This is a genomic window from Roseateles aquatilis, assembly GCF_002205645.1.
Taxonomy (GTDB): domain Bacteria; phylum Pseudomonadota; class Gammaproteobacteria; order Burkholderiales; family Burkholderiaceae_C; genus Roseateles; species Roseateles aquatilis.
The window spans coordinates 349,902-367,674 of sequence record NZ_NIOF01000001.1 but is presented as its reverse complement, the minus strand read 5'-3'; the positions used below and the strand labels follow the sequence as shown (position 1 = coordinate 367,674).

General features: G+C 70.1%; 18 protein-coding genes. 10 read left to right on the top strand and 8 right to left on the bottom strand.

What is annotated here, in order from left to right:
* Window positions 1-39: 39 nt before the first annotated feature.
* Window positions 40-1,170: an AIR synthase-related protein gene (locus tag CDN99_RS01550; protein WP_088382355.1), complete on the bottom strand. Its 1,131-nt coding sequence runs from the start codon at window positions 1,168-1,170 to the stop codon at window positions 40-42.
* Between the two features lie 107 nt (window positions 1,171-1,277).
* Between CDN99_RS01550 and dnaX the strand changes: the two genes are divergently transcribed.
* The 4 genes from dnaX to CDN99_RS01530 all read left to right on the top strand — a co-directional run bounded on the left by dnaX (window position 1,278) and on the right by CDN99_RS01530 (window position 5,020).
* A complete protein-coding gene (gene dnaX / locus CDN99_RS01545; RefSeq protein WP_088382354.1) occupies window positions 1,278-3,536 on the top strand; it encodes a DNA polymerase III subunit gamma/tau in 2,259 nt (752 codons plus the stop codon).
* A 112-nt stretch (window positions 3,537-3,648) separates the two neighbouring features.
* Window positions 3,649-3,978 carry a YbaB/EbfC family nucleoid-associated protein gene (locus CDN99_RS01540; protein ID WP_088383288.1) on the top strand — a complete coding sequence of 110 codons (330 nt, stop codon included), beginning with the start codon at window positions 3,649-3,651 and terminating at the stop codon, window positions 3,976-3,978.
* A 10-nt stretch (window positions 3,979-3,988) separates the two neighbouring features.
* The gene (recR, locus tag CDN99_RS01535) at window positions 3,989-4,576 is read left to right on the top strand and encodes a recombination mediator RecR (protein ID WP_088382353.1); all 588 of its coding nucleotides are present in this window, start codon (window positions 3,989-3,991) and stop codon (window positions 4,574-4,576) included.
* Between the two features lie 54 nt (window positions 4,577-4,630).
* Entirely contained in the window at window positions 4,631-5,020 is a 390-nt protein-coding gene (locus CDN99_RS01530) for an MAPEG family protein (RefSeq protein ID WP_088382352.1), read from the top strand.
* A 187-nt stretch (window positions 5,021-5,207) separates the two neighbouring features.
* On the opposite strand, the gene CDN99_RS01525 is transcribed toward CDN99_RS01530, so the two are convergent.
* Both CDN99_RS01525 and gloB read right to left on the bottom strand, forming a co-directional pair.
* Window positions 5,208-6,944, bottom strand: coding sequence for a transglycosylase SLT domain-containing protein (locus CDN99_RS01525; protein WP_088382351.1), 1,737 nt, complete (start codon window positions 6,942-6,944; stop codon window positions 5,208-5,210).
* A gap of 7 nt (window positions 6,945-6,951) precedes the next feature.
* Complete coding sequence (gloB, locus tag CDN99_RS01520) at window positions 6,952-7,737, bottom strand: hydroxyacylglutathione hydrolase (RefSeq protein WP_088382350.1); 786 nt, start codon at window positions 7,735-7,737, stop codon at window positions 6,952-6,954.
* A gap of 26 nt (window positions 7,738-7,763) precedes the next feature.
* On the opposite strand from gloB, the gene CDN99_RS01515 reads away from it, so the two are divergent.
* Together CDN99_RS01515 and rnhA are read left to right on the top strand one after the other, a co-directional pair.
* Window positions 7,764-8,726, top strand: a complete 963-nt coding sequence (locus CDN99_RS01515; protein ID WP_088382349.1) for a class I SAM-dependent methyltransferase — start codon at window positions 7,764-7,766, stop codon at window positions 8,724-8,726.
* 40 nt (window positions 8,727-8,766) lie between these two features.
* Window positions 8,767-9,255, top strand: a complete 489-nt coding sequence (gene rnhA / locus CDN99_RS01510; RefSeq protein WP_088382348.1) for a ribonuclease HI — start codon at window positions 8,767-8,769, stop codon at window positions 9,253-9,255.
* A gap of 93 nt (window positions 9,256-9,348) precedes the next feature.
* Here the strand turns inward: rnhA and CDN99_RS01505 are convergent, their stop codons facing one another.
* Together CDN99_RS01505 and CDN99_RS01500 are read right to left on the bottom strand one after the other, a co-directional pair.
* Window positions 9,349-10,191 (bottom strand): nucleotidyl transferase AbiEii/AbiGii toxin family protein, encoded by an 843-nt coding sequence (locus CDN99_RS01505; protein ID WP_088382347.1) that lies wholly within the window; start codon window positions 10,189-10,191, stop codon window positions 9,349-9,351.
* Window positions 10,188-10,814: a type IV toxin-antitoxin system AbiEi family antitoxin domain-containing protein gene (locus tag CDN99_RS01500; protein ID WP_088383286.1), complete on the bottom strand. Its 627-nt coding sequence runs from the start codon at window positions 10,812-10,814 to the stop codon at window positions 10,188-10,190. The genes CDN99_RS01505 and CDN99_RS01500 overlap by 4 nt, the downstream gene beginning before the upstream one ends.
* Before the next feature lie 285 nt (window positions 10,815-11,099).
* On the opposite strand from CDN99_RS01500, the gene CDN99_RS01495 reads away from it, so the two are divergent.
* From CDN99_RS01495 to CDN99_RS01480, 4 genes are all read left to right on the top strand, one after another.
* A complete protein-coding gene (locus CDN99_RS01495) occupies window positions 11,100-11,621 on the top strand; it encodes a deoxycytidylate deaminase (RefSeq protein ID WP_088382346.1) in 522 nt (173 codons plus the stop codon).
* A gap of 137 nt (window positions 11,622-11,758) precedes the next feature.
* Complete coding sequence (locus CDN99_RS01490) at window positions 11,759-12,061, top strand: hypothetical protein (RefSeq protein ID WP_088382345.1); 303 nt, start codon at window positions 11,759-11,761, stop codon at window positions 12,059-12,061.
* Between the two features lie 223 nt (window positions 12,062-12,284).
* Window positions 12,285-13,028, top strand: a complete 744-nt coding sequence (locus CDN99_RS01485; protein ID WP_088382344.1) for a tetratricopeptide repeat protein — start codon at window positions 12,285-12,287, stop codon at window positions 13,026-13,028.
* Window positions 13,029-13,106: 78 nt separating this feature from the next.
* Complete coding sequence (locus tag CDN99_RS01480; protein ID WP_088382343.1) at window positions 13,107-13,322, top strand: hypothetical protein; 216 nt, start codon at window positions 13,107-13,109, stop codon at window positions 13,320-13,322.
* A gap of 13 nt (window positions 13,323-13,335) precedes the next feature.
* Here CDN99_RS01480 and mltB read toward each other — a convergent pair whose 3' ends face one another.
* The 3 genes from mltB to CDN99_RS01465 all read right to left on the bottom strand — a co-directional run bounded on the left by mltB (window position 13,336) and on the right by CDN99_RS01465 (window position 17,748).
* Window positions 13,336-14,544, bottom strand: a complete 1,209-nt coding sequence (gene mltB, locus CDN99_RS01475; protein WP_238139315.1) for a lytic murein transglycosylase B — start codon at window positions 14,542-14,544, stop codon at window positions 13,336-13,338.
* A 121-nt stretch (window positions 14,545-14,665) separates the two neighbouring features.
* A complete protein-coding gene (locus CDN99_RS01470) occupies window positions 14,666-16,732 on the bottom strand; it encodes a transglutaminase TgpA family protein (protein WP_088382342.1) in 2,067 nt (688 codons plus the stop codon).
* Entirely contained in the window at window positions 16,729-17,748 is a 1,020-nt protein-coding gene (locus CDN99_RS01465; protein ID WP_238139314.1) for a DUF58 domain-containing protein, read from the bottom strand. The genes CDN99_RS01470 and CDN99_RS01465 overlap by 4 nt, the downstream gene beginning before the upstream one ends.
* Window positions 17,749-17,773 lie beyond the last annotated feature (25 nt).

Sequence of the window (17,773 nt, the reverse complement as noted above, 5' to 3'; positions counted from 1 at the left end):
CGCCTCGGCGCCCCTCGTTCCCTTCAGACCTGACCCCGATCAGCGCAGCTGCAGATCGTCGTCCCCGAAGCGGATGTTCAGCGGCTCGATCAGCAGTTGCTTGTCGCCGTCCTCGACGCGGCCGGCATCCCAGGCGGCGATGCCGCAGGACTGGGCGATCTCGACGACCTTCGCCGCCTGATCCGCCTTCACGAAGATGGCGAAACCGGCCCCCATGTTCAGCGTCGAATAGGCCTCGCGGTCATCCTGCTGCGCATGCTGCTGCATGAACTTCAGCACCGGGGTCACCGGCGGCACCGTGTGGATGCGGTAGGTGAATTGGCCGGGGTGGCGCAGCAGCTTGCGCCAGCCGTGGCCGGTGATGTTGGCGCAGTAATGCGGCGTGATGCCGGCCTTGTACAGGGCCTCGGTCACTGGCGAGTACAGCGTCGTCGGCGCCAGCAGCGCGTCGCCGTAGCTCAGGCCGGGTTCGACTTCGGTCAGGTAGCCGTCGGGCAAGCGCTCGGTCAGCTTGCGCGCGAGGCTCAGGCCGTTGGCGTGAATGCCGGACGAGGCCAGTAGCACGATGGCATCGCCGGCGCCGAGCTTGTCGCCCACCGACAGGCGCTCCTTCGGATTGATCAGGCCGGTGCAGGACGCGGCCAGGTCGATGCGACCCGACTCGACGATGCCGGCCAGCGCCGGCGTCTCGCCGCCGCCCCAGGCGACCTGGCAGACGTCGCAGGCCTTCTTCCAGCCCGCCACCAGCGCCTGCGCGCGCTGCGCGTCGCCGAACCAGTCCGAACCGCCCGCGGCCCAGTAGGCCTGCACCACCAGCGGCGTGGCGCCGACGGTGATCAGGTCGTTGACGGCCATCGCGATCGTGTCCTGCGCGATGCCGTCGTAATAGCTCTTGCCGGTCAGCGTGGCCATCTCGTCGGCGACCAGCGCCTTCGATCCGAGGCACTCGACGATGGAGGCGATGTAGAACGGGCCCACGTCCACGACGTACGCGGATTCGCCGCGCGACGCCTTGACCTCGGTGAAGCCGTGCGCGCTCAGGTGGCCGGCCGTCGCGGCCGCCGCGCGTTGTGCGCTGATCTTCAGGGGGTCGATCAGGTCGTAATTGACGCCGGCCTGTTCATAGCTCAGCGTTCCGGAGGAGGGATCGTGCGGGGCATGGGTGCTCATGGGCGCGGATTATCCTTCAGCGCCATCAGCCTCTCCTGACAAACCCGGACGCCGCATCTCCCGCCCCCCGTCCGCTGGGGGAGAGCCGCCCCGTAGAATGCCGCGCCATGAGTTACCAGGTCCTCGCACGCAAGTACCGCTCCCGCACGTTCGAGGAGCTGATGGGTCAGGAGCATGTGGTGCAGGCCCTGGCCAATGCGCTGACGCAGCAGCGTCTGCATCACGCCTACCTGTTCACCGGCACGCGCGGCGTGGGCAAGACCTCGGTCTCGCGCATCCTGGCCAAGTCGCTGAATTGCGTCGGGCCCGACGGCACCGGCGGCATCACCGCCCATCCCTGCGGCGTGTGCGACGCCTGCCGCGACATCGACGCGGGCCGTTTCGTCGACTACGTCGAACTGGACGCCGCCTCCAACCGCGGCGTCGAGGAAATCTCGCAGCTGCTGGACCAGTCGGTCTACAAGCCGGTGGTCGGGCGCTTCAAGGTCTACATGATCGACGAAGTGCACATGCTGTCCAACACCGCGTTCAACGCGATGCTGAAGACGCTCGAGGAGCCGCCCGAGTACCTGAAGTTCGTCCTGGCGACGACCGATCCGCAGAAGGTGCCGGTCACCGTGCTGTCGCGCTGCCTGCAGTTCAACTTGCGGCCGATGGCGCCGCAGACCGTGTTGGAACACCTGACGCGCGTGCTGCAGAACGAGCACGTGCCCAACGAGGCCGGCGCGTTGCGCCTGCTGGCGCGCGCCGCGCGCGGCTCGATGCGCGATGCGCTGTCGCTGACCGACCAGGCGATCGCCTTTGGCTCCGGCGAGCTCAAGGAAGCCGGCGTGCGGCAGATGCTCGGCAGCGTCGACCGCGGTCATGTCCAGGCCATCCTCCATGCGCTGATCGCGGGTGACGGCGCGGCGCTGGTCGGTGCGTCCGACCGGCTGCGCGACATGGGATTGTCGGCCGGCGGCACGCTGGAGGACTTGGCGGTCGCGCTGCAGCACCTGGCCGTCGCGCAGGCGGCGCCCGGCGCGCTCGACGCCACCGATCCCGATCTGGCCGAGCTGCTGCCGCTCGCCAGCCAGTTGCCCGGCGACGAGATCCAGCTGATGTACAGCATGGCGCTGCACGGCCGGCAGGAGCTGCCGCTGGCGCCCGACGAATACGCGGGCTTGACGATGGCCCTGCTGCGCATGATGGCGTTCCGTCCGAACGGGCAGGGGGCCCGACAGCCGACCGCGCCCGAGGGCGCCGCGCGCGCCGCGCCGGCGACGTCCGCCGCCTCTGCGTCTGCCGCGGCTCCGACGTCGATGACGACGCCGGTCGCGCGCCCTCAGGCGGCTCCGGCTCCGGCGCCGCAAAGCGCCGCGCCTGCGCCCGTGCCGGTCCAACCCGCGCCTGCCGTGCCGCGCGTCGCGGAGGCCACCGCGCCAGAACCTGAACCCGAGCCCGCGGCCGCGCCAGCAGCGGCGCCCGATCCTGCGCCCGCCGCGCTGACCGCGGCGACCGACGCGCCGTCTTCGGCCGTGGACGAACGCCCGGAGCCGCCGCCTGCCGTCGAGCCCGGCCCGGCGCCCGTCGCGGCTCGGACGCCTGCCCAGACTCCTGCTCCGGCCGCCGCCCCGGCGTCCGCGCCGACGCCCGAACCCGAGCTCGCGGCGGCTCCGCCGGCAGCGCCTCGCCCGTCGGGACCTTCGGGTCCGCTACGCGCCGCGCAAGGTGGCGCTCCCGCGACCCGCTTCAGCGAACGCCTGCGCCCGCGCGCCGCTCCGCCGCCCACCGCGGTCGCCGACTCGGACGAGCCGGAAGACCTGTCCCCGCCGCATGACGACGACGGCCCGCCGCCTTGGCTGGACGCGCCGCCGCCGTCCGACGAGGACGCGGCCGTCGGACAGTCGCTGCCTGATGCCGACGATCCGATGCCGGACCAGGGCGGGGACGGCATCTATGTCTCGACTGCGGCCGAGGAGGTCGAGCTGGTCCTGACGCCGCTGGGCGAGCGCTGGCATGCGACCGTGCCGCAACTGGGTCTGACCGCGCTGACCCGCGAGCTCGCGCTGCAGGCCGAGTGCCTGGAGATCGACGAAAGCGCCGAGCCGCAGCGCTGGCGCTTCCGCGTCGAGCGCGAATCGTTGCGCCAGGCCGGCCTGCAGGAGAAGCTGCAGGCGGCGGTGGCGGCGCTGGTGGGCAAGCCGGTGCGGCTGGACCTGGAGGCGGGGCGCGCCTCGGACTCCCCCGCGCTGCGGGAGACGATGACGGTGCGCGCGCGCCAGCGCCAGGCCGAGTCGATCATTCTTGAAGATCCCGAGGTCCAGCGCCTGCTGGCCCAGTTCAAGACGGCGCGCATCCTGCCGGGATCGATCAAGCCGCGCTGAAGCCGGCGGCGTCCTCGGCGACAATCCGCCCATCGCATCGGTGCCCGCCCGGCATCCCCCGGAACCGTCGACCCGGGTCGACGGTCCTCGAATCTCTGAACAAGGAATCACCATCATGATGAAGGGTCAACTCGCAGGTCTGATGAAGCAGGCCCAGGCGATGCAGGACAACCTGAAGCGCGCGCAGGACGAGCTGGGCAACATCGAGGTCGAGGGCCAGTCCGGCGCCGGCCTGGTGAAGGTCACGATGACCTGCAAGCACGACGTCAAGCGCGTCGTCATCGACCCCAGCCTGCTGGCCGACGACAAGGACATGCTGGAAGACCTGGTCGCCGCCGCGTTCAACGACGGCGTGCGCCGCGCCGAGGAAGTCAGCCAGGAAAAGATGTCCAAGCTGACCGCCGGCATGCCGATGCCCCCGGGCATGAAGTTCCCGTTCTGATCGGACCCCGGTGACCGCGCTCGAGCAATTGATCGAGGCCTTGCGGCGCCTGCCCGGCGTGGGCCAGAAGTCGGCCCAGCGCATGGCGTATCACCTGCTGCAGCACGACCGCGCCGGCGCCGACACGTTGGCCCGCGCGCTGCAGGACGCGGCGCGCAACATCGGCCACTGCGAGCGCTGCCACACCTTCAGCGAGGCGCCGGTCTGCCCGATCTGCCAGGACCGGCATCGCGACGCGCGGCTGCTGTGCGTCGTCGAATCGCCGGCCGACCAGGCGGCGATGGAACGCACCGCCTCGTACCACGGCTACTACTTCGTCTTGCAAGGCCGGATCAGCCCGCTGGACGGCGTCTCCACGCGCGAGATCGGTGTCGACCAACTGCTCGCTCGCGCGGTCGACGGTCAGGTGGAAGAAGTCATCCTCGCCACCAGCTTCACCGCCGAGGGCGAGGCCACCGCGCATGTGCTGGCCGAGGCGCTGCGCGCGCGCGGCCTGCGCAGCACGCGCCTGGCGCGCGGCGTGCCGGTCGGCAGCGAGCTGGAGTACGTCGACCTCGGCACGATCGCGCATGCGCTGGTCGATCGCCGCGCGACCTGATCCGTCGCCCATGCCTTCACGTTCCCCCGTTCAAGCGCTCCGCCGCTCCTTGCCATGACCCTCGCCAACTACTGCCTGATCGTCGCCTGCCTGCTGCCGGTGCTGTCCGCCGCGCTGGCCAAGTCCAGGGGCTTCGGCAAGCGTCGCCGCGAGGGCGGCTTCGACAACCACGACCCGCGGGCCTGGCTGGGCCGTCAGACCGGCTGGCAGGCACGCGCCAATGCGGCGCAGGCCAACGGTTTCGAGGCGCTGCCGCTGTTCATCGCCGGCGTGCTGGCGGCGCAGCAGATGCATCACGACCAGTCGCGCATCGACCTGCTGGCGATGGCCTTCATCGCCTCGCGCCTGGTCTTCATCGCGCTGTACCTGGCCGACCTGCCCAGCCTGCGCAGCCTGGTGTGGGCGGTCGGCGTGGCGTTGTCGATCGGGCTGTTCTTCGTCTGATGTCGAGGCGCCTCCGGCCTCCGGGGGGCGTGCTGGCGCATCGAACGACAACGCGTGGCGAAACGTCAGGCGAAGCTTCTGGCGCCGACGCCTGGCGACGACGCCGCGTGAAGGCACCACGTGAAGATGTCGAACGAAAAACGGGCGCTCCATCGAGCGCCCGTCGTCCTTGGATGCTGGTCGCGCGTCAGCGCAGCGCCGTCTTCGTCGCCACGGTGTTGCCGCCACCACCGGTCGCGACCTTGGCGCTGCGCGTCTTGGGCGCGTTCTTGACGGCCTTGTTGGTGCTGCTGGACGCCACCCGCGTGACCTTGGCGTTCTTGGCCGATTTCGCGGAAGCCGGGGTCGACTTGCCGGCCGGTTCCACGGCCGCCAGGGTCTGACCTTCGCGCACATACGCGATCACCTGCTGGCCCGGCTTGAAGGTGGCCTTGGTGCTGACCTTGTTCCACTGCGCCAGCTGGGTCGTGCCCAGCCGGTAGCGGCGCGCGACGCTCGCCACCGTGTCGCCCTTGCCCGCCTTGAGCGTGACGCGGCGCATCGGCGGCACGTCCGGCGCGAAGGCGATGCTGGCATGGTCGGCCAGGTGTTCCGACACGTCCTGGTCGCGCGACGCGCTGCGCGGCACCAGCAGCGTCGATCCCTTCGTCACCAGCATGCGGGCGGGGATGCGGTTGATCTCGCGCAGGCCGGTCTCGCTCATGCCGACCTGCTTGGCGGCATCGCCGGGTTTCATCGTCTTGGGCACCACCCACGCGGTCCACGAGGCCAGCGGCCCGCGATGGCGCTCCAGGTTGGCGACGAAGGTGCTGGCGTTGTCGTAGGGCAGCAGGATCTGGCCGCTGCTGGCGGCCAGGATCACCGGCTTGTTCATCGACGGATTGAACTGGCGGAAGGTGTCCTCGTCCAGCTCGGCCAGTTGCGCGGCGCGGGCGACGTCCATGTCGCGGTCGATGTTGACCGACAGGAAGTACGGATGGTTCGCCACCGCCGGCAGCGCCAGGCCGTAGGCCTGCGGGCGCATCAGGATGTTCTTCACCGCCTGCAGCTTGGGCAGGTAGTAGCGGGTCTCGTCGGGGATGCGCAGGTTGTCGTAGTCGATCGGCAGGCCGGCCTTCTGGTTGCGCGCCACCGCCTTGCCGACGTTGCCCGGGCCCCAGTTGTAGGCGGCCAGCGCCAGTTGCCAGTCGCCATTGAACATCTTGCTCAGGCGCTGCAGGTAGTCCAGCGCGGCCTTGGTGGAGGCCAGCACGTCGCGGCGGTCGTCGCGGAAGAGGTTCTGCTTGAGGTCGAAGTCGCGGCCGGTGGCCGGCATGAACTGCCACATGCCGACCGCTTTGGCGGTGGACTGCGCGTCGTTGCGGAAGGCGCTCTCGACGAAGGGCAGCAGCGCCAGCTCCATCGGCATGTTGCGCTTCTCGACTTCCTCGACCACGTGATAGAGGTAGAGGCTGCCGCGGCCGGTCATGCGGGCGACGTAGTCGGGCCGGGTGCTGTACCAGTCCTCGGCCTTGCGCACGAGGTCGTTGTCCAGGTCGGGCATCGCCATGCCGGCGCGCATGCGGGCCCACAGGTCGACGTGGGCCTGCGGCGCGTCGAGGTCGACCTTCTCGCCGGGATTCAGGTTGTCCTCGAGCAGCACGTCCAGCTTGGCGACCGGCGCGCCGCTCGCGGCCGCGACCTGCGTCTTCGACGGCGCCACCGCCGACGCGGCGGCCTCGACCGCCTTCACCGTCTGCTGGGCGGCGGCCCGCGCCTCGTCGTTGCTCGCCAGCGGCGCGGTTTTCGTCGCGCAGGCGGCCAGCACCAGCGGCAGCAGCGCGGCGATCAGGGACAGGGCCGGACGTTTGGAGGCCGGACGTTCGGAGTCGGAGGAGGCGGAATGGGCTTGGGCGGGAGCGGCGGGGGACGGGTGTCGATGCATCGGACTCTCAACGGAAATCGTTCTTCCACTGGCGCAAGCCGGCCAGGACCGAGGCCGGCTGCGCCGTGACGCGCGAGTCGTGCCGCTGGGCGGCCTCGCGGACGTCGGGGACGTCGCAGCGCAGGAAGGGGTTGATCTGGAGCTCCACGGCAACGGTGGAGGGCAGGGTGGGCAGGTGCCGTTCGCGCTGGGCCAGACACCAGGCCTCGTGGCGCGCGACCGCCTCGTTCTGGGGCTCGACTGTGCGAGCAAATCGCAGATTCGACAAGGTGTACTCGTGCGCGCAGCACACCCGGGTATCCCCGGGGAGCGCGGCCAGCTTGGACAGCGAGTCGTGCATCTGCGCCGGCGTGCCCTCGAACAGGCGGCCGCAGCCGGCCGAGAACAGCGTGTCGCCGCAGAAAGCGATGGGCGAGGAGCCGTCCGTCGGTTGCTTCAGCACGAAAGCGATGTGACCGGCGGTGTGGCCGGGGACGTCCAGCACGTCGAACACCTGGCCGAGCAACTCGACGCGGTCGCCTTCGCGCAAAGGTTCAACCGACACCGGCATGGACTCGTTGGCCGGCCCCCAGATCGTTGCGCCTTTTCCCAGCAACGGCATCAGGTCGCGCAGGCCGCCGACGTGATCGTTGTGGTGGTGGGTCACTAGAATGCCTCGCAGGTCCAGGCCCAACGAGCGCAGTGCCTCACGCACCGGCGTCGCATCGCCTGGATCCACGACGAGCGCCTCCTTGCCGTCATGCAGCAGCCAGATGTAGTTGTCTGTGAAGGCGGGGACGGCGACGAGGTTCATGCACGCAAGGCGATCAGGTCCCACCGATGAAGACACCGGGCCAGGACGACGAAGTGGCGCCGATTGTAGAGGCGCCCCCCGCGAACGGCACTGCCGCGGCCGAGCTCGCCGAGTGGCTGCGCACGCCCGCCGGCCGCTATCTGCTGGCTTGGGAACAGCGCTTCATCGACGCCGCCGTGATCGATTGGTTCGGCTACCACGCGCTGCAGCTGGGCTTGCCGCAATTGCATGGCCTGCGGACCAATCGCATGACGAACCGATGGCTCGCGCTGAACCATGTCCACGCGCCGTCGCATCGCGAACCGATGGCGGGACCACCCTCGCGCGGACCCGCCGTGCATCCGCTCGAATACCAGCCCGAGCCGCAGGCCCAGCCCGGCGTCGAGATGAACGGGGCCGGCCGCGCCGCGGTCTATTGCGAGTTCGAGGCGTTGCCGTTCGAGTCCAACAGCCTGGATCTCGTGTTGTTGCCGCACACGCTGGAACTCGCGTCCGATCCGCACCGCTGCCTGCGCGAGGTCGAGCGGGTGCTGCGTCCAGAAGGGCGAGTCGTGATCCTCGGTCTGAACCCGGCCAGCCTGTGGGCGGTGAGGCGGAATCTGGCCCGCGTCAACGGCCGGATGCTGGGCCGTCCGCCGCGGCTCTATCTGCCGGAGGAGGGCGAGTACATCGGCTACTGGCGCCTGCGCGACTGGCTGAGGCTGCTGTCCTTCGAGGTCGAGCGCGCGCAGTTCGGCTGCTATCGGCCCCCGCTGCTGAGCGAGTCCTGGTTGACGCGCTGGCAGTGGATCGAGAAGCCGGGCGGCAAGTGGTGGACGGTGCTCGGCGCGCTGTATGGCGTCATCGCGGTCAAGCGCGTGCACGGCATGCGGCTGATCGGACTGGCGCGCGGCAAGAAGCGCGTCGCGAAAACCGCCCCGGCCGTGGCCGCCGTACATCACCATCATCACCACCGCGTCGGCTCCGGCCGCGATCGGGCGCAGGACTGAACACCGGCGCCCGACGACAGATTCCTTCTTCGTTCCCTTCATGACCGATTCCACCGCTCCTGCATCCGCCACCGCCGCCGCCCCCAAGATCGCCAAGCCTGGCGTCGTCATCTACACGGACGGCGCCTGCAAGGGCAATCCGGGCCCGGGCGGGTGGGGCGCCTGGCTGAGCAGCGGCGGGCACGAGAAAGAGCTCTTCGGCGGCGAGCGCAACACGACCAACAACCGCATGGAGCTGACGGCCGTGATCGAGGCGCTGACCTCGCTCAAGCGCAGCTGCAACATCGTGATCTACACGGACAGCGAGTACGTCCGCAAGGGCATGACCGAGTGGATCAGCGGCTGGCAGCGCCGCGGCTGGAAAACGGCGGACGGCAAACCGGTGAAGAACGCCGACCTCTGGCAGCGGCTGGACGCGCTGCGCAAGCTGCACACGGTCGACTGGCGCTGGGTCAAGGGCCACGCCGGCGATCCGGGCAATGAGCGCGCGGATGCGTTGGCGAACAAGGGGGTGATGGCGGCGAAGTGAGGCGGGTACGCGAGCGCGAAGGCTGGGAGGCCGTCTGGCGCGAGCGGGTCAAGATGACGTCGCGCGCCGAAGTGGCGCGTGACGAGGCTTGGCTCAGATGACTTGAAGGCGTTGAAGCGCGGTTGCCAACCGCTTGACAACATCGTCGAGGGCCGAGTCCGCGAGACCATTTTTCTTCAGGAAGCCTGCCCATAGTGAGCGTTTCGCGGAATCGCTGGCATAGCGCCCAGACAATCCAACGGGCACGCCTGGTCGGCGCAGCGTGCGTCTTTTCTCGAAGGTCAGTCGAATCGCCTCCTTCAGTTGTGCTGGGTCTACGTCGCCGTCGTGAAGCAGCATGTCGAGGTCGTAGTAGTCCTTCAGACGCGTGTTGGACATGCCGAGCGACCAGATGGCATGGAGCTTCTCGGCAACCACCGTGGCCTTCGGATACGCCAGCAAGCGGGGCGCCGGAAGGTCTTCAAGGAGCGTTGGAAACGCGATGCTCTCAGGCCCTGGTGAAACGGGGTCGCCGTAGCCGATGTCGATCTGGATGGTCAGCCGCGCGCGATTCAGATCGCCGACCAATGTGATGCGGACAACGCCTTTCTCGGCGATCCCAAGATCGCGACCCTGCACGGACGTGGGGTCGAAGAAGACGCCGTCATCGCCGGGAATGGCGCAGACCTCCTGGAACATCGCCACGAGTTGGCACACGTCGTTTGGATTGAGAGCGAGGAAGTCTGCATCGCGTGTCGGCCGACCACGATCGTGGTACCAGTGCGAGAAGAGCAAGGCCCCCTTCAAGAGGAAGAGCGACGCGTAGGGCGACGCGGAGATTCGATAGAGAAGACGCTCGAGCCCGAAGCGGGTCATGACGCGCGAGTAGTTGAGATCGTTGCGCTGAGCCAGATTCAAAAGCCGATCGCGCACCGAAGCGGCGATGTTGCGGCTCATGTGATCAGACTTTCCATGTAGGGACGCATCACATTCGTCACGCGGTCAAGCGTCGCGTAGTGCCACAGGTCGTCGGCGAGAAATGCCTGCCGGGACCACCCGTCGCGGATGGCCTCCAGCCCGACGTCCAGGCCGATCTTGTTGCGAAACTTGAAGCAGTCCGCAATCGTCTTGGCGATGTCGAAGACAGGCACGCGAACGCCGTCCACGACGTGCTCGGTGATGCCCTCCGAGAACGATTCGCCCGACATGCGGGTCACGCGCACCGCGGGCGAGGTGATGCGGGGGACGGCCACGTTCGGCGGTAGCGCGATCCAGACGTCGCCAGGTTCCTGCGTTCCGATGTCATGGAATCGAAGTGCGGAAAGCAGGCAGACCACCGCCCGCGGAGCACGCATGCACACCTCCGCCAACGAGACATGCTCCGAGACGTCCCGCTCCCGCGGCGCATACACCCCATGGCTGATGCGCTGCAGGCGGCCGGCCTGGACCAGTCGGCTCAAGGTCATGGACGGAATCCCCGCGTCGAGCACGTCTCGGGCGCGGAACAGTGATCGTCGCTCCGCCAGCTCGAGAACGGCCTGCTCATGGAACGACGGTGGTCGTTTCGGACGGGGTGTCATCCAGTCCAGTGTGTTGTGAAAGCTATGCATGAGTCAATAAGTACATAGGAAATGCAACATCCGCGAAGGCGGTGTCGGGCGCCATGTCACCGTACCGGCGCGCGGGTTCCCGGCCTATGACTCATTGCTTGGCGATGCACGCGCGCCTTCCCAACATCCCTGTGGCTGACTGACTGAATCAGCGTGCGGCAGTCATCCTGGAGCGCATGAGCCAGCGCCCCCGCGCCCGCCTCCACTACACTTCTCCGCCTTCGTCCCCGGACGCTCTCCGTCTCCGCTCTCCCCATGGACAACCAACCGCTGATCGACTGGCATTCGATGTTCATGGGCGTGGCCCTGCTGGCCAGCGCCCGATCCAAGGACAGCCGCAAGCGCAACGGCGCCTGCATCGCCAGCGCGGACTACAAGATCGTCGGGGTGGGCTACAACGGCCTGCCGCGCGGCTGCGACGACAACGACCCGGCCTACTGGTCCGACGACGACAACGACCCCGCCAACTCGCGCCACAGCTACATCGTCCACGCCGAGGTCAACGCGATCCTCAATTGCGTGGTGCTTCCGCTCACCGGCAGCACCATCTACACGACGCAGTACCCGTGCCCGCGCTGCGTCCAGTCCATCATCCAGGTCGGCATCCAGCGCGTCGTCTACCTGGAGAAGAAGGACCATCAGATCGGCCTCAACCAGGCCTCCGCGAAGATGCTGCTGGACGCCCGCATCGACGTCCAGCCGCTCAACGAGCTGGAACTGCGCGCCGCCGTCTGGTGCAACGAGTTGTCGACCTTCATCGCCAAGCCCCGTCCCTGAGGCGGCCTTGACGCGACGGCGTCGCGACCGCGTCGATCGCCGGAACTGGCCGGGAAAACCGGCGCTTTTCCCGCTCAAGTTCCCGGCCGGCCGGTTCATGATCCTTCCCACGCCGACATGAATCCGCCGAGACCGCCATGCTGACCACCATCCCCCCGCACCTGATGCCCGAAACCGCCCAGGCTCCCTGGGGACTGGTGCCGGATCTCGGCCTGACGGTGGCCGGCTCCGCCAGCATGGACGACCTGCTGGTGCTGCAGGACCTGATGGGCGAGCACGGCCTGACCCTGCAACCGACCCGCATGCTCTACGACCGTCTCTACGCGCTGGAGCGCCTGTCCCAGGCTCACGCCCGGGGCGACGAACGCCTGCAGGCCGTCGCCCAGGAACTGTTCGACGCCTACCAGCGTCGTGGCGAGTGGATCGGCCTGGTCCATTGATCCGTCGACGGTCGACGTCCAACACGCCTCGAACCGTCCCTGACCTTCCCCCGAACTCATGATCGAAGGCGCCGCGAGGCGCCTTCTTCGTTTCCGGCGTGCGGTCGCCGCTCATGGCCCGAACGCCGCCCGGAGCGGCCCGGATGTGCCAGGTCTTGCCATCGAGCAAAATCCGCGCTCGCGAAGAAGTCAACAAAGCTATCGATCGAGGGAGGAAAAGGCGATGCCATTCGTCGGACTGGGTCTGCACATCCTGTTGGCGCTGTTCTGCGCCGTTCACGTCGTGCGCCATGGCCAGCAGCTGTACTGGCTGATCATCCTGTTTTCGTTTCCGCTGCTGGGCAGTCTGGTCTACCTGTTCGTGATCATCCTGCCGCACTCGCGCATCGAGCGCGGTGCCGTCCGGGCGGTCCGCGCCGCCGGGCGTGCGATGGATCCGGGACGCGAGCTGCGCGAGGCGCGGACCGCGTTCGACGACACCCCCACCGCGCAGAACCAGATGCGACTGGCCGCGGCGCTGCTGGCCGCCGGGGATGCCGCCGAGGCGGCGCGCCAGTACCAGTCCTGCCTGCGCGGGCCGTTCGCGAAGGACCTGGAGATCCGTCTCGGGGCCGCGCACGCATGCCTGCTCAGCGGCCAGCCGGCCCAGGCGCTGGAACACCTGGCGTCGATCCGCGCCGAGAAGCCCGACTTCCGCGCCGAGCCGGTGGCGCTGCTGACCGCTCGCGCGCTGGCGGGCCTGGACCGGGACGTGGAGGCGCGCGCGGAGTTCGAAGCCGCGTCCGAGCGCTTCGGCAGCGTCGAGGTCTGGGCGGAGTACGCGATCTGGGCGCTCGGCCGCGGAGACAGCGCGACCGCGCAGCCGCTGCTGGCCCGCATCGACAAGGTCAGCGCCAGGTGGAATCAACTGGCGAAGCAGCTCAACGAGCCGGTGATGCGCCGGTTGCGCGCGGCGCGCAAGGGCTGAAGCCGAGGGCCGGGCGGGGCCGGCGCCGTGGCCGGCATCCGCCTTGCCCGTGCGGATCACCTGCTCCAGGAGACCCGCATGAACACCTCACGCACCCGCCAGGATTTCCCGCCCGGCCTGCTGGGTGGGCTCGAGCATGACGACACGGATCACCGGGTCGGGGAAACCGGTCAGACCGGTCCCGAGTCGCCCGGTGACGTCGATCGCAGCCACTCCGGACATCCCGGACGCCAGGGCGGCCGCCCGGTGCCGGGCAAGGACGACGACGTCAAACCCCAGCCGCCCAAGCGCTGACCGGCGCGCCGCCTCACTGCCCGCTGGCCGGCCCCGACGCCGGTGTCGCCACCGGCGCGCCGGTGGCCCGGCGCCAGCTTGCCAACGTGCTGGCGAACTCGATCACCGCCATCGCGTAATAGCTGCTCTGGTTGTAGCGGGTGACGGTGTAGAAATTCTGCGTGCCGGCGACATAGATCGGCGCGGCGCCGCCCATCTGAAGCTCGATCAGCGCGAGCGGGCCGTTGTGCGCGCGGCCTTGTGGCGAGAGCTGGGCGCCGACCGATTCGAACTGCCGCGCGTCCAGCTGCGGCAACACGTCGCTGATCAGCAGCTGCGCGCGCGCGGCCGTGTCGTTGGGCACCTGGACCTCGTAGTGCGTCGGCATGCCGCGCTGCCAGCCGTGCTCGCGCAGGAAGTTGGCCACCGAGCCGATCGCGTCGACCGGGCTGTCGATCAGGTCGATGTGACCGTCGCCGTCGAAGTCGATCGCGTAACGGCGCCAACTGCCGGGCATGAACTGGCCCCAGCCCATCGCGCCCGCGTACGAGCCCTTCAGCGACAGCGGATCCAGGCCGTTCTCACGCGCCAGGATCAGGAACTGGCGCAGTTCCTCGCGGAAGAAGGGGCTGCGGTCGCGCGCGCCCGGCGGCAGCGGTGACGGGTAGTCGAAGGTCAGCGTGGCCAGCGCGTCCAGCGCGCGGAAGCCGCCCATGATGCGACCGTAGAAGGTCTCCACGCCGATGATGGACGCGATCACCTCGGCGGGCACGCCGTAGGTCGCCTCGGCGCGCGACAGGGCCGCCTCGTGCTGCGCCCAGAACGCCAGGCCGGCCTGCAGCCGCTGTGGCTCGATGAAGCGCTGGCGGTACGCGCCCCAGTCCTTCGCCTGTCCGGGCGGCCCCGGCAGGATCAGCCGCTGCACCGTCGGCTGCGGCCGGGCCAGCGCCAGCAGCGCGCGCAGTTCCTCGCGCCGGTAGCCGAGCGACTCGGCCTGCGCGTCGGCGAAGGCCATCACGTCGGCGCGCTCGCCGAAGGGCGGCTGCACCGCCGGCTTGCGGGCGGCCCGGGCTTTGGCGGCGGCCTTGGGTTTGGACTTGGGAGCGGGCTTGGCGGCGGGCTTCGAGGCGGTCTCCGCCGCCGCCGGCAACGCGGCCAGCATCAGCGGCGACGCGGCCAGCGAGGCCTGGAGCAGGGAGCGGAGGAAGACGCGGCGAGGAGAAAGTCGGCGGACTGCGGTCATGCGGGCAAGGGCGCCGGTCGGGCGGCGGATCCAGGGTGGGGCGCGGGTCCGGGCGGGACCGCGCGCGCGAGGTGGGGCATGGAGCGATCGGGTCGGCCACCGGTCGGCGCGGGGACGTCGCTCATCGCGCCGCACGCTCCCGCAACTCGGCGCACAGCGTCGCGAATCGCCGTTGCCATTGTGACGTGCCGGCGGGCTGGTCCTGGCGGTAGCGCTGCGCTTCCAATTGCAACAGCGACGCGACCAGCGCCGCCGCCGCGTCGCCATGCCGGGCGGCGAGCCGTTCGGCCCAGCGGCGCGGCGTCTCGTCGTCGCGGGTGGCCAGGCCCAGGCGGTCGAGCTCGCGCCGCACGCGGGCGCGCTGGCGCGACCATGGATCATGCGGCCGCCGCTGCCAGGCGGCCACGCCGGCGCCGGCCGCCGCCGTCAGCGCCATCAGCAGGCCGGCGACCTGCGCCAGCGCGGTCCAGTCCGGATCGTCGAAGCCGAGCCGCTTGAGCAGGCTCATCTGCTCGCCCGCCGAGAAGTTCAGGATGTTCTGCTGCCAGCGGTTGTTCAGCGACTCCCAGGCGTTGCGCAGCTCCAGCAGCAGTCCGGGACGCAGTTGATCCAGCGCGCCGGCGATGACGCCCGGCGGCGGGCGCAGCGGCTGGCCCTGGATGCGCTCCGGCGCCACGGCCGCGGTCGGGTCGGCCCGGCGCCAGCCGTCGGCGGCGGTCCAGTACTCGGCCCAGGCATGCGCCTGGCTCATGCGGATCACCAGTTCGCCGTCCTGCAGCGCGGGATCCGCGCCCTGGAATCCGGTCACCACCCGCGCCGGCACGCCCGCCGCGCGCATCAGCACGACGTAGGCCGACGCGAAGTGCTCGCAGAAGCCGAGCTTGCGGTCGAACCAGAACTCGTCGATGGTGTTGGGCGTGGTCTCGCCGTAGATGCCCGGCGCCAGCGTGTAGCTGAAGCCGTCGCGACGGATGCGGGTCAGCAGCTCGCGGTTGACGGCCTCGGCGCGCGCGTCGTCGTCCAGCGTGGCGAAACGCTCGCGCAAGGACTGCCCCAGCGCCAGCGCGCGCGGGTTCAGCGCCGCCGGCAGCGTCAGCGATTCGTTGCGGTCGGAGCGGCTCGCGTTGGTGCCCCATCGCGCCTGGGGCCAGGCCTCCTGACGCAGCCGCACGCGCTCGGTGATCGGTTGCGGCACCTGCCATTGGCCCTGCGCGCCCGCCGTCGCCGTCTGGCGGCCCACCGCCATGCGCGTGCCGGGCGCCGCCGGGTTGACCTCCAGCAGCGGCACCACGGTCACCCGCAGCGGCTCCATCGTCGCCTCGTAGCGCAGCACCGGGCCGGTCAGCCGACGTTCGTCCTCGCGCGGGCTCCAGGTCACGCGCGGTCCGGTCCAGGTCTTGCCGTCGAAACGCGTCAACACCTGCGCGCGGAAGTACAGCAGCGGCTGCGCCGGCGGCGCGCCGTCGAAGCGCACGCGCATCGCGATCGTGTCGTCGTTGACCACGTCGGCGAAGGCGCCGAAGCTCATCGTGTCCGACAGGCCGGTGCGCGCGCCCGCGTCCTTGGGCAGGCCCCACAGCGGGGGCAGGCGAGGGAACAGCACGAACAGCGCGATCATCACCGGCACGCCGATCAGCGTGTTGCGGGCCGCGATGCGCGCGGCCAGCTTCAGGCTGGGCACGCCCTGCGGCATCTGCGCCAGCACCAGCGCCGAGAGCAGCGCCCACACGCACAGCAACGTCCAGACCGCGATCAGCGGCGACTGCGAGAACAGGAACTGCGTCAGCACCAAGAAGAAGCCGAGGAAGAACACGACGAAGGCGTCGCGCCGCGCGCGCAGTTCCAGCGTCTTCAGGGCCATCAGCATCGCCAGCATCGTGATGCCGGCCTCGCGGCCCAGCAGCGTCTTGTGGGTCGCGAAGGTCAGGCCGACCACCAGCGCCAGCACCACCAGCAGGCTCCAACGCCCCGGCAACGCCTCGCTGCGCCAGGCCAGGCGCGCGCGCCAGCCCAGCACCGCGGCCGTGACGACGGCGCACCACCACGGCAGATGGCCGGCGTGCGGCAGCAGCGTCGCCGTGATGATCGCCAGCAGGAACAGCGTGTCGCGCGCCTCGCGCGGCAACGGGCTGCGCCGGCCGGCGGTGGCCGTGATGGTGGTGGTGGTGGTGGCGGGCGGGGTGCTCATGGCTGCGCCTCCGCCAGCGTCAGCGCTTCCATGCAGGCGCGGAAGTGATCGGGGCCGAGGTCCGGCGCCAGCGCCACGCCGCGCAGCCGCAGGCCGTAGGGCAGTCCCGCTTCCTCGGCCCGCTGGACCCAGGCTGCGAGCCGTGACAGGCGTTGCTCGAACGGCAGGCCGCGCGTGGCCGCCAGGTCCAGCCATTGCTCGCTGGCGCGGCTGCCCAGGCGTTCGCGCACCAGCAGCGCGGCGGCGGCCCCGCTGGGCGACGACGGCTGGGCCAGCGCCAGCGCCGACTTCTTCCACAGGATCTGGCGGGGCGAGTCCCCGTGGCGGTAGGGCCGCAGCCCGGGGTCGTCGCCCAGGCCGGGCTGGCCCTGACCTTGCGGCAAGGCCTCCTCGGCGCCCGCGGCGGGCGGCGCGTCGAGCTCGGGCGCCGGGTAGATCCAGGCCTGCGCCGCCGGACGCCAGTAGCTCCAGGTGGTGAACAGGCCGAAGGGGAAGTGCGACTCGACGCGCAGCCGCGGCAGCGCGTGCCGGCCGCGCGTGGGCAGGCTGACCTGCAGATGGAGCTGGGCGTGCCCTTGCGCCGGGACGTCGGCGTAGCCGGTGTCCTTCGCGGCGCCGCCGGGCAGGCGCAGGCCGACCCCGAAACGCGCCGCGCCCGGGTTGTGCAGACGGATGTCCAGCATCAACGGCTGTCCCGCGTAGGCCGGCGGCGGCGTCTTGAGGTCCAGCTTGAGTCCGCGCAGGTTGGCGTGCGTCGCATGCATCGAGGCCAGCCCCGCGCCGCCGAGCAGGAAGGTCAGCAGGTAGCCCAGGCTCAACTGGTCGTTGATCGAGGCCAGCAGCAGCACCAGCAAGGTCGCGCAAAAGGCGGCGCCGGGCCGGCTGGGCAGGATGTAGAGGTTGCGCTGCGTCAGCGCGGTGGTGTCGCTGGCGGGATGGCGCGCCTGCCACCAGGCCTCCCAGCGGCGCTGCCAGGGCCAGCGCACGCGGGGCGGTTTCAGCGAGGGCAGCGGCACGACGCGCTCCGGTCGGCGGTGACCG